The following is a 16,276-nucleotide window of genomic DNA, read 5'->3' on the forward strand; positions in this document are numbered from 1 at the left end:
ACAACGTAAATCCATACCAACTATCTCGCTAGCCCAAGTCCTTGGGCTAGTCTCGCTCTCATATAACTTATTTATTATAAAGCTAGAGTTTGGATGAGGCCGATCACGTCTCCAAGATTCGACTTTGATACGCGGATAGGAAAAGATTTAATTATGTAAGTTTATTTTTTCCACATTCTTATCTAAGGGTGTTGATTCTTGCTTGAACGGTTCAAAGAACAGGTGTTGGTAAGGAATAGGGGGATCAAGCTTCCTCTTATCTAACCCCTTTTTTGACATGTTTCTCACATCAGCAGTTATGGCATAAGTATTAATAAATTCCAATTGGCTTAACATTAATTTTTGTCTGTTTTCATCAAATTTATCCCAGTTATTAAATTTTTCCGTTAAATTGGCAGCCAAAGTTGGATTGATTTTCTCCAATTGCAAAATGACATTACCGATTAATTCATATCCTTTTCCTGAAAAAGCATGGAACCCATAAGGATTTTTGATAAAGGTTCCAAATAGAGCACTTACTTTATTGGGATTAGATAAATCAAAGGCAGGATGAAGCATTAATTGTTCTACCAATCCGATTACGCTCTCTGAATGGGTTGCTGCTTGAATATTAAACCAATAATTGACAGCACTGGGGTCATGTTGCCAGTAGTCATAAAAGGATTTCAAAAGCTTATTTGATTGACTGCTGTTATTATCCAATAACAAATTGAGCGCATAGATGCAGTCGGTCATATTTTTACCCAATGAATTGTTGAATTGCTCAATTAATGAGTGTTCTTCATTTTCAGGTTGTATTGAAAATAAATAGGAATGACAAACGTAATTTAGACGTCGTGAACCCGCAGATAAAATATCAAATGACTTAAAGGGAGTGCTTTGAGATACAGGTAACCTATCTAGGTTTTTTTGTAACCGTAATAGGTCCTCCTTTAGTTCATTTGCAAGCTGACTTTGAATCAATCGACGTGCTTCAGCTATTTTTTCAAAATCCTGATTTTGCATGCTGGAAAACAAGATTTCCTCTGAAGGGATAGCGATTAGCTCAGCAAGTAACCAAGGATTCAAAGAGCTGTTTTCATCACGCAGTATAGCTCGATAGGCGTTAAAAAACTCAGGAGTAAATATAAGGGGCTTGCCAGAACAATATTGACTTACCATTTGGGTAAGGAGTTTATTCGCTGCCTCACAACGATTATATACATTGGTATCAAATTGCATTAGGCGAAGTAGTTGTTCTGAGTTGTATGGGAAATCGAGAATTACAGGAGCAGAGAAACTACGCAATAAAGATGGAGTAGGATGGGAGTCAATGTTCTCAAAATGGAACTCTATTTGAGGTTTATCAACCAGTATCATGGTGTCACTTTGAATTTCCTTGCCTGTATTATTGAGCAATCCAACAACAATCGGAATTGGTCTTCCATTCCCATCTTTGGTTTTAAATCTTAAGGTGTAGCGTTTTGCGTCTACATCATATTCATCAGTAACGGTAATTTGAGGAATACCTGATTCAGTAAACCAAGCTAAGAAAGGATTCATATCTTTCCCCGTTGATTTACTTAATGCGCCTAATACATCTTCCAGCGTTACGGCTCCACCATCATTATCTTTTAGAAATTGGGACATTCCTTTATAAAAAGCTTTATCCCCTAAAAAAAGCATCATCATACGAAATATATCAGCACTTTTTTCATATGCCGCGGGAGTATAAAGGCTTCTAACATTTGTATAGGTATCTTGACGCGGGGCGCGCTCATCAAGATTTTTTCCGTCTAACATCCTAATTAAATCGGTACCAAACAAACGCTCACGAAACATTGCTGCTCTGAAAGTAGTTAATCCTTCTTTAAAAGGTAAATTAAACCACTCGCGAATAGTCACTCGATCACCTGACCAATAATGATAATATTCATGGGCAACAACTTCTAATACCCTTAAAAAGTCAGCGTCAGTACGTGCTTCAGGTGTAGCAAATAAATTTGCAGTGTTAAATAAATTTAACCCCGTTGGCTCCGATGCACCCGATGCATATTTATCCACCCCGGCAACCATATGTTGGGGTAGTTCACACTCTAAATCAAAGATTTCCTCTTCCCAACGCATTGCTTCTTTTAAAACTTCTTTTGCAAAATCACATTTTATCGTAGCTTCTGGAGGAACATAAAATTCTATTGGTAATTCACGACCCGAACGTGTTTTAAAATAAGTGACCGATTTCTGTAGTTTCCCAGCCACCAATGCAAACAAATAACTGGGCTTCGGAACTTTATCAAACCAGGTTACAGACTGCCGTTCCTCATCTAAATCCCTTTGTTCTATAAGCGAACCATTAGAAAGCAGCACAGGGTAGTCTTTTTTCTTAGCAATAATTGTTGTTTTGTAAGTAGCTAAATTATCAGGCCGGTCATGACAATAAAAGACTCTACGAAGCCCTTCGGTTTCTGCCTTGACTAGAATTGTTCCCTCTGTTTCATATAAACCAAATAAATCTGTATTTTTACCCAAACGAGTTTTTGTTTCGAGTATAAAGGGGCGCCCTTGAGGAACATTTTTGATAATTAGAGAGTCTTTTGTTAGTTCATATTCTTCTTGAGACAGTTTTTTGCCCTCGAGGAAGATGGAGTCTAAGATCATATTTTGTCCATCTAACTCTAGATCTAAGGAGCATGATTCAGAATTTGGGTTGGGCTCAATTGTCAATAGAGCGGTTGATTGAACCGGGTTTTTGGAAAGATCCAGCGTCAAATCGACATGTCTTACCAGATAGTCAAGAATCTTATACTCACTTAACCTAAATATCCCAGAATGATTCTTCATGAAAACTCCCTAATTCATGTCAGATTAAGAAGCAACAATATAAGATCAAAATGTTTATTTCAACTGAAATAATAGCTTAAACTGTCATTTCATAATGTGACTCTTTTTCCAACTCTGAGTTTTCTGTGTTGCCCAATTTTAAGTTTAAAGGTTTGGTTACATGTTTAAAAGGATTATCATCTGCATCCCATGGAACAAAAGCCGTCATATCATTAAAATAGCAAAGTTTGGGTTCACCGATTTCCATAGGCAATTTAGTTTCTTCAATAATTATGTTTAGTGTTTTTGTAATTTCTGTATGAAGTTGCTCACAATGTTCTTTAGTTATTGTTTTATTAGGTCTTGAGTAGGCAAGTGTGATATGAAAAACTCGTGGTATTGTTTGTTCGATATTTAAATCTTTCGCAATTTCTCTAATATGCTTTTCTTGCTCTGTGGATAAAGATAACGTAAGCGAGATGCACTGATCAATATGAACCACCATCTTCTCAATTGAAGGATAAAAAGCTTTTTCTTGTAAAGTTTGTTTTATTTTTGTGTAATGAGGCAATGTTTTAATAATAAATTGATTCCATTCTTCACCAATTTGTTGTTCTGTTTCCAGACTCATTGTAGTCATGTGATAACTAGAGGCAGGAAGAGGATTAAAATAACGGATAATCAATGGATTAGTATTTAATGCTCTAAAAATAGCCTCACAAAACTCCTGGTGTTCAGGATAACACGAGGATACGACCGTAACGCCTGGGAACGGTGAATATTCCCCATATTCATTGACTTTACTTAATTTTTTCTGCAGCTCATTTCTATTTTTTAATGTGAACATTTTTATAAACTGAGAGTATAAATTGATCAGAGAATATCATGAATTCACACGGATGCAAAAAGAGGGATTAATATTTCATCTATAATGATTATATGTGAAGGATAAGTAGAACTATTTGCTTTAAGTCAATAAGGATACCAAGCACAGAGAATTATTATGAAATCAAAAAAAGCAGATGGACCCCTAGATTTAGAACAGAAAAGACTTGATGCCCTCCAATCATTGAATATTTTGGATACACTTCCAGAGGAAAGTTATGAGCGGTTGGTACGTCTGGCGATTGATTTATTTAACATCCCAATTTGTTACATCGCGTTTCTAGATGAAGAAAGACAATGGTTTAAAGCACGATACGGTTTAAACGAACCCCAAACACCACGATGTATTTCTTTTTGCAATGTAACGATTAAAAAAAGTGAACCACTCATCATTAATGATGCACTTCTTGATGAACGATTTGCCAATAGTCCTTTGGTTCAACAAGCGCCTTATATTCGTTTTTATGCTGGTGTTCCTTTGACTGATCCCCAAGGGTATAATGTAGGGACCTTCTGTTTAGCTGATACTTCTCCCAAAGAGTTTAACTCAAAGCAACAAGAGCTTTTATTAAATTTAGCGAATATAGCTAAAGATGAGTTAACTCTTCGTAAAACGAATTTCTTATTACAAAAAATTAAAAGCCAACTTGAAGTGCGTAATAAGTTAATTCGTAAAGTATTCAGCTTTTATATGTCTGATGAAGTAGTGAATACAATACTCAAATCGCCTCATCAAAAACTCGGTGGATATGAAAATAAAATAACCATCATGTTTAGTGATTTAAGAAATTTTACTCCATTATCCGAATCCATTCCTTCGGAAACGCTAGTTTCTCTTTTAAACAGCTATTTCAGCAAAATGGTACCGGTTATAGAAAAACATCAAGGAATCGTTGATGCCTTTATTGGTGATGCAATTATGGTTATTTTTGGAGCCCCTTATTCTTCAGGGGATGATTCACACCGGGCAATAGCATGCGCTCTAGAAATGCAAAAAATGTTAAGAAAATTAAATCATGCTAATAGTAAAAATAATTTACCGCAGTTAGAGATGGGGATTGGGATTAATACCGGAGTTGCCATAGTAGGAAATGTAGGATCTAAGAAGCGAATGCAATACAGTGCTATAGGATCAGCCGTTAACTTATCATCGCGAATTCAAGATTTGAGCTTGGGTGGACAAATATTGATTTCAGAGTCCACGTACAAAGAAGTTGCACAGGATGTGGAGATTAATGGTCATCTTCGAGTAAAAGTTAAAGGAATTCAATCACCAATTACTATTTATGATGTATCTGGTTTAAAATCGAAGAATCAAAAAGCTAAAGAGCAAAAGAAATAACTTACTTTAAAGTGGTTTTCAGATAATGCACTGAAAACCACAAGCTACATTCCTAAATTTAAATTTTAGGGGCTTTGCTACTGAGCTCCTCTGACAAACCATTCGGCGTAATTACCCAGGGCTTTACCTTAGATTGCTTAATGGGCAATCCTCCTTTATTTAAGATTTCGCTCACAAGTGAGGTGCAATTATGTACTTCATGATTATTAACTTGTTTTTCAGTGACCCTTCGACGCATTTCTATATCAACTGGATCTTGGGCGATAAATGCAGAACTATCTTTAAAAAATCCAACAACATTCACATTGGGAAAGAGTTGATATCCCATTTCCCCCGTATCTACTTTTTTATGAGATTGTTTTAAGTGTTTACTCATTGCAGAAGTATCAAGGTCTTCAAAATGATATACATGATCTGGAGCTAGGGGTTTAGCCTCTCTTGATTTTACCTTAATTGGTTCTCCTATATCGGTGATGGACATAGTATTTTCTGAGGCACCTAAAGTTTCCATATCTTGAGATAAATTGGTGGCAAGTTGTGCTGGCAAAGGCAATACTGATGTTAATCCTGTGGATGGGATTTGACCGGGATGAATACTGGCATATTCACCAGGGTCCTCATCGTTCATTTTTGGTTTTGATCCACCGATTTGTACTGCAGCATGACCTACTTTATCTGCTGTCATATTCCAAATAAAAACCCAAGTATCTTTTGAAGTTTGTGAGGGTTTTATGTTTTTGGGTGAATGAGCAGTTAAATCAGGGGCATCGGGAGCACTTTGGAGCGTTGAATCTGATGTGGAATTCAGTCCATTATTTTTTTTAGATTTTAAAAATTTAAACATGAGCAATCCTTTTTTGATAGAAACTTGTAGGTACGAATTATAATCAGTTACTTAATTTTTTAGCAAATGATATTAATTATTGCCCTACCTAATTATCTAAAGTAGGGCAATGGTTCATTAGTTATTTTTTCACTGAAGTTCCATTTATATTGTCAAATTCTTTCATGAAATCCAATTTTTCCATTTTAACAAAACCGTGCTTTTGCAACTCGGGAGTAAAGAATGTTGGTATTTTTGGATTTTGGAAATCCTTATAACCTGCTTTGCGTAATACGTGGCTAACAGAACTTGCGCAATTGTCTACAAGAGGTCCTTTTTTAATTTCTGCATGACAATCATTATCATATACATGGATACCACAATGGTCTTCAGGGGGTTCATAACCGGTTTCCTTCACATGTTTGGCTACAGTGAGCTGCGCTCCTTTATACCCTGAAAATAAATGAGTCATACCATGTGCAATAGGGTTGTCTTTCCCAAAAACAGAGTACATTCGACGTCCACTTACTACATCCTTACTAAATGATTGTTGTCCTTTTTTAGCACCTTTAAATGTTTCTTTAGATACGGAAGCAACTAACACATGGTCAGCTTCCTCTAGATCTTGTTTATGATCCGAAGCTAATTCTCCAACTACAGGTACAGATCCAAAAGTCATACCATTGACTAAACTACCAAAAGGTCCAGGATAAAAGCTTGTATGGTAAACTTTAGTATTACCTTCTTTCCTTTTAATAAGCATCGCTGACACATGCCCTGGACCATTTTCTTGATTTGTTTCCTTTACGCACACACCAATTTGGTATTCAGCTTCTGACTTTGATTTCATTTTAGCACCTCAATATTAAAAGGCATCCATACCCATTTAAATTCACTTTGACCTTTAATTATACAGATCGATCATTAACGAATTATTAATTTATTAATACAATTTGAGCATTGTTTGTACAGCGCATAAATTTCTCTAACCGAAATTGTTTGGCTATGTTTTGGAGAAAATTTAGGAGATGGAATTTTGAAAAAAATCCTGAAAAAACTCTTATTGATTACTTTGGCTAATTTAAAATTTTACGCTCTAGGATGCCGATGAGGCATGAAAATTCTTCATCCAACAAATGTAGAATTTACCTGAAAAATATGGGCGAATTTTATTTTGCAGTAAGATGATAAATCTCTAATAGTAATTTTAATAAGGATAATGCGGAGTCAACTGTATTTAGAAAAGAGTGTACTCAAGCTTTAGTGGGAATTTTTGGAATGTTGTTAAGCTAACCCTTTATGAAACTACAATATGTCATCAAAATAATAGAGATCTCCGGTAGGTAGTTTGGGCTTTCCAATAAAATATTATACTCATACCAGAGGAGTGCCTGCCGTAATATCTGGAATAAAGTGTACGCGCCCAGAGTTGAGCCATTCTTTTAGTGCGTTTTACTTTGTACGAGCATTTTATTAGTCAATGCAATTGCCAAAGCTGAAACAAGTAAGGTTAAATGAATAACTACTTGCCACATTACCGAATAATTACTGAGTTTATTCGGATCAATAAACGTTCTCAACAAGTGAATTGATGAGATACCAATTAATGAAAGAGCAAGCTTTATTTTCATAGCTCCTGCATCGAGATGATCCAACCATTCTGGTTGATCGGGGTGTGAGTCAAGAGTGAGATGAGAAACAAAGGTTTCATATCCCCCCATAACAACCATAATCAACAGATTTGCAATCATTACTACGTCAATTAAATCTAATACACCAAGCATAATAAGGGTATCATCAAAACTATTTAGATGAGTTACTAATTCAAATAGCTCATGAACGAAACGATAAACATAAGCTGCCAGGATTAAAATCAGTCCTAAATAAAGCGGAAGTTGCAACCATCTTCCCATAAAAATAAACTTGCTAATGCCATTTTTTAAACTAATCATGAATTACACCATTTACCTATTACAATTCGGGGATACTCATTGAGCGCTGATTATCTTTGAGCGATTTAACAGCGTTAATTTAAAACAGATCGACTTAAAAATGCAAATCAAATTTGTTTTATTTCTTATTTGTATTGGGTATATTTTTATCATATTTACCCTGCTTTTCAGAAGTCTCCTAAGTCTGTGAGAGGAGGTGAGCAAGGTTTGACAGCATATCATTAACCCGGGTTAGGCTGCGCTACACCCAGGCTACAATATTTAACATTATATGCTTGATCCCATTTAAACCATTTAGGGTGTTTCTGTAATTGTAATCACGGAGGAGACACCTTGTGCTTTCGTATTAGGATTGTACATTGCTTCCGCATAGGCAGGGGGAACAATATATTTTCCTATATTTACAGCTTTAATTTTATAGACAATTTCTTTAGCAACGGATTCAACACCACCAAAGAAATTTACTCGATCTTCACGTATGTCAACATAATCCATGACATTATTATTTTTTATGGAGTCATTTACCACTTCAAATCCACCAGGTAGAAGGTCCTCAATTGCGATATTGGACAGATAGTCATTACCTAATGCCCGAATTTGAATATGTACTTCAATTTCACTTCCTAGAGTTGTGGAGGTAATCACATTCCCTTTTGAATCTTTATACTCTCGGAAAATTTCTAAACCTTGTTTTAATGGAGTTTTTGGAATGACTCGATTAAATCCTGACTGCATGAGTTGATAGAAAAACGTTTTCTTATCAGGGTTGTTAAAACGAATTTTTTGGACATTAGGTTCAATATCAATTTTTTGATATCCCGCATTAGCGGCTGGTACATTGAATTCCTTATTATTGTCCATAATTTTTGTCATGGATAAAACAGAGGCCTGCTCATTGGATAAAGAAGGATGATATGCACCTAAGGCCAAGCTGGAAAATCCAGATAGAACTGTATTGATTTCATCATTATTTATGGCTTGAATTAAGCGCTTAAGCAATTCATCGCCAACCTGAGGTAATAAGTTGGGGAAATGTTTTGCTACCAAATATAAATACTGGGCATCCGCAATGGCACTACTATAAAAATCAGTCACATATGCTTGAGTATTTTGTGGCTTATATAAGCCAATTAATTGATTTGCTTCATCATGGCTTTGCAACAATTGATATGAAGCAGCAATATAAGCTGTCGCAATGTCGGTTTGCCATGATTTTGTCTGGTCTTTTTCCAGATATAATTGCAGGTTTGCCAGATAGTTAGTAGTGACTATTTCATTACGGGTTAAAATGTAAATCGCATAAGCTTGAAGCCTTGCTGCATCCATGTTTGTTACATTTTGGCTTGCCAAGGTCTTAAGGTAGTTGATCCCATTGAAGAACAGATCACTAGGAATATTAAATCCTTGGGTTTTTGCCTCGGTGAGGAAGTGCATTGCATAAACTGATGCAAAGTCATTACCTTGATTGTCACCCAGTCCTGGCCAATAACTAAATCCTCCATTAGACATTTGCCGTTGACTTAGCATCTGAATGGCAGCATTTACTTTTTCTTCAACCTGTTTTGCTTCATAACCAAAGCCAGATTGATTATTCATTGCTAATAATGGTATTGCTTTACTCGTTAATTGCTCTGTACAACCATAAGGATAATTATCCAAATAACGTTGTAAACCAAAGACCAGAATCATAGGGCTAGTGGAAGCAGTTGCGTTTACTTTGCGATATTCCGGATACAATGTTTGCATCACCTCCAAAGTTTTTTGCGCGTCTGCTGATTTACCACTATTAATGTACGTACTCAGCGGCGTAGCTGGTCTGACACTAAGTGTCGCGCTCATTGCACTCGATTTATCGCCCATACTCGCTTTAAAGTTTAATTTAGCAGCGCCTAAAAAGGATTTAGCTCTTAATTTGAAGTGCACAGTTTGCTCATGTCCTTCAGCAATTTCTAATGTTTGCGTTGGGGAGCCAATCACTTCAATTTCAGGCGAAGCAATCAAATCTACATTTATGAGTGCATGTTCTCCGGAACCTTTGATATTATTTGCAATGGATGAAGAGATTTCAAACTCATCTCCTGGTGCGACAAAAGTTGGGACATTCGGATTAATAATGAAATCTCCACGAATTTCGGCAGAGGTTTCTTGAGCACCCACAGAATCTGATGATACCGCTACAGCCATAACTCGTAATGTTCCATTAAAGTAGTCAGGCACTTGATAGACGACTTGGTGGGTACTAGAATCAGTATCAATAATTCCAGACCAATAGGCCACTGGTAGATCCGTTTTTCTTTTAAATGGATTTAGACGGCTTGCCATACCTTCTTCCCCATCGTCCCCACCCACTGCAGAAAGCTCTCTATCCTGAATGAATTTGGGCATGATTTGATCCACAGTTTGTTGCGTTAAAACCTCAAGAGCATGCTTTTGGAAGAAAAATGATAAAGGATCCGGAGTTTCATAGTGTGCTACTTGCAAAATACCTTCATCAACCGCAAATACAATAATTTTACCTGGCTTATCGGTGTGATAATTAATAGTAAATGGTTCACCAGGACGTGCGACGTTTGGTGTTTGCAGATCTATTTTTACTTCATGACTCTCATGATTGACTGTGAAGGGGACAACGCTATAGCTAAGTGGGCTAATAAAGATTTCAGGAGAGCTCCAATCGCGTATAAAGGCGACATTAATATATCCGTCTCCCTGAAAATCAGCAGGGATGTGGATGGTTTGCACGGAGTTGGTAGTATCTGTTTTAAACCATTGAGCTGCAAAAACCTTATCACGCTCTATAGTAATTAAGCCGGAGCCAGTATAGGGCGCGGTGATTTGTATTTCAATATCCTCATTGGCTTGATACTCGGTTTTATTAAGTTTTATTGATAATTCAGCATTTTTAGCTAAGGGTTGTTGGCTGGCACCGACCACACTGAATTTTAACTGATTAAGTACCGTATTATCTTTCCCAAGGACACTTAAGGAAAAATCCCCAATTTGCTGTGTGGGTAAAGCGTAATCAGTTCCTTGCGCAGCAATATTAAATGGGGTAGTGCTCACAATTGTCGACTGAATAACTGACTGATATTGGTAGGTTCCATCCGCTTTTTTAACTAAGGTTGTAACCGGATGTAAAGAGACCAGCTGTAGCTTTAAGTCGTTAATTTCTTGTTTATTTAATTCAGGATTAATTGCAATATAATTAACGCTTCGGGTGCTATTTTGCTTAATAAAAGATAGATCACCGTCGGGTTTATAGCCTACAAAATACGGCAGGGGACTAACCAATGTTTTAGTTTGACTTGTTACGCTACGACCGCCTTCCGCCTCAAAACCTTCAGCGAAAAACGTTAATTGGTAGGTCGCCTTTTCAAAACGGTCAAGATTTAAATCAAATTCGGCTTCGCCTTTGTTGTTTGTGGTCCCATCATTTAATGTTTCAGTGAATACCTTAGGCGGTTTTTTGGGATCCAGTAAAGGGTCAATAAAGACGAAATCGGGATATTTATCAAATTCAACTTTTTGAGGTACTAATAAAATTTTAGCGCTGATTTTTCGGTCCGTAGCCGGTGCACCATATAAATTCCAAAGATTTACCTCTCCTTTCAATCCAGTTGGAGAACTCCATCCTGCGGAAGGCTTTGGTGACAGACTGGTAGTAATTCGCATTCTATCGGGTAAGAACTCAGAAACACGAATACTTGTAGAACCAAGTAGGTTTTGTGGGTATCCATCTTTAACTAGATACAAATTAACCATATATTGGCCGGTGGGCGAACTGGTATTTGTTGTAAAATCAAGATCCATATACCCAAGATCATTCAGGGTAATTTTTTCATCTTTAATCGTAGTTCCTCTTGCATCGACTACAGTTGCTTGCAGTGGTAAGCCTCCAGGTTGTGGCTGAGCATAAGCTTGCTTGACTATCATGCCCACATGAACTGTATCTCCTGGTCTGTAGATTCCTCTATCCGAGAAAAGGTAAGCGCTTAGGCTATGCATTTCTTGATTATTCGTATAAAGACCACCGATATCAAATTTAGAGAAATTTAGTTGTCTGTTGGCATTGTTAAATGGAATAAATGACACGTCATTATTTAATTGAGCCAAATATACAGTAGGTTCTCTATCATCGACAAAATCTTTTAAAGGGGGAAAATTAACTCGACCCTGAGTATCACTAACACGTGATAAAATAGGCAACCCATTTTTACCTAAAACAGTTACCGTTGCATTTGCAACAGGGGTACCTTGCGTTATCGAATTAACAAAAACGTCATGGCTACCGTCTTGATTGTCTTTTACCAGTAATGCCATATCAGTAATTAAAATCATGCGGCTTGCTTTAACATCTAACGCACTTTTATTTGTAGTATCCCACCCAGTGGCTTGTAATAAAAACAATCCTTGAGGTCCCAGCGTATTCGTATTCATTGTTAAATACTTACTGAAATCAAGCGCAGTATACTGTTGCTTTGCCAAATCCGAGATGTCAAACTCTTGAATCTCTGATGAGATTTGGCTGATATTTTGTTGATTAAATGTAGGATTAATGAAATAAGGATTGTTAAAATCACCCTGAGTTTGAGTGATTAATTGGTTAATGTTTTCAGGTAATACTCGTGCGAAATCAAACTTCACTGCAGGAACACCACGAATCAATACAGAAAGTTTTTTCTCCCCACTTAAAGCGAGCAATGACCCTTTATGTAAGAAACTGATTTCTTTAGGTATCGCAGGAACAGGGATGATCGCTGCATACTCAGTTCCTAATGTAAAATTACCAAAACTTCGCATTCCTTTATCTATTTGTATATATATATATCGTGGTGTATCTGCTTTAAATTTAAAACTATGCAAAGTGGAGTAGTTTTGTTCTGTAGGAATCTCTTCCTTTGCTAAAGGCGTAGCTAGAGCCAGGACCGCTTTAGTCACCTCACCTGGATTTTGCCATTGATAGTTCTCCTTAGCAGCTTCACCAACTGTGGCTGGGCGATCTTTCGGTAATAAATAAACATGTACCGATTTATTAAACTCATTCTCATTTATGCCTAGGGAGGTTTCGACATTCAGTACTTGTTCAGGTCTGTCTTTGTCGTTACGAATAATGGATGCCGAAGCAGATAGAACTTTAAGAAAATCTTGGGCACTAGGGATCAGGAGGTTTTGCGATAAATCTTTTTTCAAATGAGCAGAATCTGTAGATGAAGTAACATTTTTATCTAAAGTTAAGCGTAAAAAGCGAGCTTCATTGTTTATTTGTATTGTATCTGAATGGAGATATGCTACCCGCTTATTTTTATCATAAGTAAAGGTAATAGGGAGTTTTTCGCCCGAAGAACCTGATTTAGTTTGATACACTAAAGAAGTGTTTTTCTCCAGATTTTTAGGATTAACTGGAAAATTAAATTCTATAGTAGCTACAGCGTTTCTTATTTCAGCATGTACTGGATCTTGATACAGTTTAAATTCAGAGATTTTGCCATCGAAAGAATGAGTGGAAAATGAATATTCATGGCTTTCCATATTGGCATTGTTTGCAAAAAAGTTAGAGGCAAAACTGATGGTAAATTTTTGTCCCGCAGGCCAATCTTGCGCAGGAGTGAAAACTAATTGACTGTCGCTATTCCACGTCCATGTTCCAGGCATTTTTGGAGTCATTTCTATGCCTTCAGTTACCGTTTTTCCAACCTGGCTCAGCGGTGCAACCGATTGATTAATGAATCCGTTATTCTTTATTCCAAAATCAATAACCAAATTGTTAGCGATCAATTGTTCTTCTGAATTTGGTGTGATGTCTGGAACAGTAATTTGCGCAGTGGTATAAATAGGTTTTGGTAAATTTTTATACCAATGTATTGAATAGCCGGCAATAATTAAAACCAGCACTATTAAAAGGCTGCTTCCCCAAAACATTTTTGGAGATGATTTTGATCTATAGCGTAAGTACTTCAGCCACGGAGGGCTACGCCAATTTAATTTTCCAAACACCGATGAGAAAGCATTTTGTACTCGAGATTGCCGATTTTTATTCATCATTTATTCCAAGGGTGGTGAATTGTGCTGAAAAATTTTTGCATATATTTTATTCTATTTAAGGCATAATAGCGACTATGAACAAAATATTTAAGAAACTTAGCATAATATTTGTTACGCTATTTGTCAGCGTCTATCTGGTTTTATTTTTTTTGCCAAAGCCATCTTTGTTAGAGGACGTGAGTTTTTCTAGGGCGGTTTATGACAACAATCATAATTTATTAAGATTAACATTAAGTCAAGATGAGAAATATCGATTGTATACCCCCTTATCACAAATATCCAACCAGTTAATCGAAGCAACCTTACTCCAAGAAGATCAATACTTTTATTGGCATTATGGCGTTAATCCTTGGGCAACAATAAAAGCCATTTGGCAAACGTACGGTGCACAATCACGTAGAATTGGTGCGTCAACAATTACCATGCAAGTTGCTCGAATGCGTTATGGTATGAATTCAAAAAAAATCTCTGGAAAATTAGCGCAAATCATCCGTGCGATACAAATTGAAATGCATTACTCCAAAAAGGAAATTCTAGAAGCTTATTTAAATTTAGCACCCTATGGCGGCAATATTGAAGGAGTCGGGGCAGCAAGTTTGGTGTATTTTGGGACCTCTGTGAATCAAATCACTTTGCCACAATCCTTAACTTTAAGCATTATCCCCCAAAATCCTGGTAAAAGAACGCCCAATAATAAGGAATTAAAAAAAATTAGAGAGCATTTATTGGGCCGATGGTTAAAAAAACATCCAGAGGATCTTAATAAAAAAGGCATGTTTGCTTTACCTTTAGTAATGCAGAATACACATATGCTGCCTTTTAGCGCCCCACATTTTGTAAATGAAATTTTATACGCCACGGCAACTAAACATCAAAGTATCGATACAACTTTAGATTATCGTGCTCAAATGATTATCGAACGTATTACCCATCATTATCTCGACAGAAAAAAAGGTATCGGTGTAAATAATGCAGCTGTTTTACTCGTAGACACCCGTGATATGGGTATTAAAGGTATGTTGGGCTCGGCTGACTTTTTTAATCAAGGGATTAGCGGACAAATTAATGGTGCAGAAACAAAACGCTCGCCAGGATCCACATTAAAACCCTTTATCTATGGGTTGGCTTTAGATCAAGGGTTAATTCATCCAGATACTGTTTTAAAAGATGTTCCACACAGTTTTAATGGTTATAATCCTGAGAACTTTGATTATGATTTTATGGGCCCCATTAAAGCGAAGGATGCTTTGGTTTTGAGCCGTAATATTCCCGCAATTTCTCTTGCCAATCAATTAACTAATCCAACATTGCATCAATTATTGGAAAAAGCTCAGATCAGCCAATTACGTTCGGAATCTTACTATGGTCTGTCACTGAGTTTAGGTGGAGTTGAATTAACGATGAAAGAACTCGTTAGTTTATATGCGATGTTAGCAAACGATGGACTATGGTACCCAATCCGCACATTTAAAAACGAAGCCAAACCCCAAGGGATACGTTTGCTTAGCCCGGAAGCTAGCTACCTGGTATTAGATATGCTTAAAAATACTCCTCGTTTGGATGAGGTTTCCAAAGATTGGTCTCGTTTGCCTATTTCTTGGAAGACTGGGACATCCTCAGGTTATCGAGATGCATGGACGGTAGGGGTATTTGGTCCTTATGTATTAGCAGTATGGGTGGGCAATTTTGACAATAAAGCAAATCCCGCATTTGTTGGTAAAGACATAGCTGCTCCCTTATTCTTTGAATTATTTGATGCATTAAAACACGAACGAGGACCTATATATGCTTTAGAAAAACATCCAGAACAGATGAATCTAAAGAAAGTCGAAGTATGCAAGGCTTCAGGAATGCTTCCTACTCGTTATTGCCAAGATACGGAATGGGGCTGGTTTATTCCAGGAAAATCCCCCATAAAAAAAGATACAATATATCGAGAAGTTGCTATTAATAGCAAAACAGGTTTACGAACTTGCCACATTGATGAAAATACACGCTTTGAAATTTTTGAGTTTTGGCCTTCTGACTTACTGAGTATTTTTAAGCGGGCAGGAATCCAAAGACATACTCCACCATTTTTTGAGCCTGATTGTAACTTATCTGGAAACTCGGGGCTTAATCCTCACATTACCTCTCCACAAAACGGGATCAGTTATATTATTCGCGCAGATTCCCAGCAAAATAATACCATTCCTCTTACTGCAGTGACTGATGCCGGTATTGCTCATGTATACTGGTTTATTAATGAAACATTTATTGCAAAGACTAAAGCAGGGGAGTCCTACCTATGGAAGGCAAAACCCGGAAAATTTGTTGTCAGAATAGTAGATGATCATGGTCTATCTGATGCACGTGATATTAATGTACAATTGGATAGTTAGTTGAGACTATAAATCTTTTCCCCTGGGGGCAACTTTGCTGAACCAGACTACT

General features: G+C 36.8%; 8 protein-coding genes. 2 read left to right on the forward strand and 6 right to left on the reverse strand.

Annotated features, from left to right (window positions below; genetic code table 11):
• Nucleotides 1-147: 147 nt before the first annotated feature.
• Entirely contained in the window at nucleotides 148-2,820 is a 2,673-nt protein-coding gene (gene pepN, locus ACWTE2_RS00645; RefSeq protein WP_454783719.1) for an aminopeptidase N, read from the reverse strand.
• Nucleotides 2,821-2,896: 76 nt separating this feature from the next.
• The gene (locus ACWTE2_RS00650) at nucleotides 2,897-3,646 is read right to left on the reverse strand and encodes a DUF1868 domain-containing protein (protein ID WP_454783720.1); all 750 of its coding nucleotides are present in this window, start codon (nucleotides 3,644-3,646) and stop codon (nucleotides 2,897-2,899) included.
• Nucleotides 3,647-3,802: 156 nt separating this feature from the next.
• Between ACWTE2_RS00650 and ACWTE2_RS00655 the strand changes: the two genes are divergently transcribed.
• On the forward strand, nucleotides 3,803-5,026 hold the full coding sequence (locus tag ACWTE2_RS00655) for an adenylate/guanylate cyclase domain-containing protein (protein ID WP_454783721.1): 1,224 nt from the start codon (nucleotides 3,803-3,805) through the stop codon (nucleotides 5,024-5,026).
• 58 nt (nucleotides 5,027-5,084) lie between these two features.
• Here the strand turns inward: ACWTE2_RS00655 and ACWTE2_RS00660 are convergent, their stop codons facing one another.
• The 4 genes from ACWTE2_RS00660 to ACWTE2_RS00675 form a co-directional block, all read right to left on the reverse strand.
• On the reverse strand, nucleotides 5,085-5,870 hold the full coding sequence (locus ACWTE2_RS00660) for a hypothetical protein (protein ID WP_454783722.1): 786 nt from the start codon (nucleotides 5,868-5,870) through the stop codon (nucleotides 5,085-5,087).
• 121 nt (nucleotides 5,871-5,991) lie between these two features.
• Nucleotides 5,992-6,699, reverse strand: coding sequence for a hypothetical protein (locus ACWTE2_RS00665; RefSeq protein WP_454783723.1), 708 nt, complete (start codon nucleotides 6,697-6,699; stop codon nucleotides 5,992-5,994).
• 592 nt (nucleotides 6,700-7,291) lie between these two features.
• Nucleotides 7,292-7,801, reverse strand: a complete 510-nt coding sequence (locus ACWTE2_RS00670; protein WP_454783724.1) for a TIGR00645 family protein — start codon at nucleotides 7,799-7,801, stop codon at nucleotides 7,292-7,294.
• A 294-nt stretch (nucleotides 7,802-8,095) separates the two neighbouring features.
• Complete coding sequence (locus ACWTE2_RS00675) at nucleotides 8,096-13,840, reverse strand: alpha-2-macroglobulin (protein ID WP_454784420.1); 5,745 nt, start codon at nucleotides 13,838-13,840, stop codon at nucleotides 8,096-8,098.
• Between the two features lie 77 nt (nucleotides 13,841-13,917).
• Here ACWTE2_RS00675 and pbpC point away from each other — a divergent pair, with 77 nt between their 5' ends.
• Nucleotides 13,918-16,224, forward strand: coding sequence for a penicillin-binding protein 1C (gene pbpC, locus ACWTE2_RS00680; RefSeq protein WP_454783725.1), 2,307 nt, complete (start codon nucleotides 13,918-13,920; stop codon nucleotides 16,222-16,224).
• Nucleotides 16,225-16,276 lie beyond the last annotated feature (52 nt).

It is taken from the genome of Legionella nigrisilvae (genome assembly GCF_977063395.2).

What these genes read in the sequence shown, in the direction of transcription:
- ACWTE2_RS00675 (WP_454784420.1), bottom strand. Translation starts at nt 13,840, where the DNA reads ATGAATAAAAATCGGCAATCTCGAGTACAAAATGCTTTCTCATCGGTG.
- ACWTE2_RS00670 (WP_454783724.1), bottom strand. Translation starts at nt 7,801, where the DNA reads ATGATTAGTTTAAAAAATGGCATTAGCAAGTTTATTTTTATGGGAAGA.
- pepN (WP_454783719.1), bottom strand. Translation starts at nt 2,820, where the DNA reads ATGAAGAATCATTCTGGGATATTTAGGTTAAGTGAGTATAAGATTCTT.
- ACWTE2_RS00665 (WP_454783723.1), bottom strand. Translation starts at nt 6,699, where the DNA reads ATGAAATCAAAGTCAGAAGCTGAATACCAAATTGGTGTGTGCGTAAAG.
- ACWTE2_RS00655 (WP_454783721.1), top strand. Translation starts at nt 3,803, where the DNA reads ATGAAATCAAAAAAAGCAGATGGACCCCTAGATTTAGAACAGAAAAGA.
- ACWTE2_RS00660 (WP_454783722.1), bottom strand. Translation starts at nt 5,870, where the DNA reads ATGTTTAAATTTTTAAAATCTAAAAAAAATAATGGACTGAATTCCACA.
- ACWTE2_RS00650 (WP_454783720.1), bottom strand. Translation starts at nt 3,646, where the DNA reads ATGTTCACATTAAAAAATAGAAATGAGCTGCAGAAAAAATTAAGTAAA.
- pbpC (WP_454783725.1), top strand. Translation starts at nt 13,918, where the DNA reads ATGAACAAAATATTTAAGAAACTTAGCATAATATTTGTTACGCTATTT.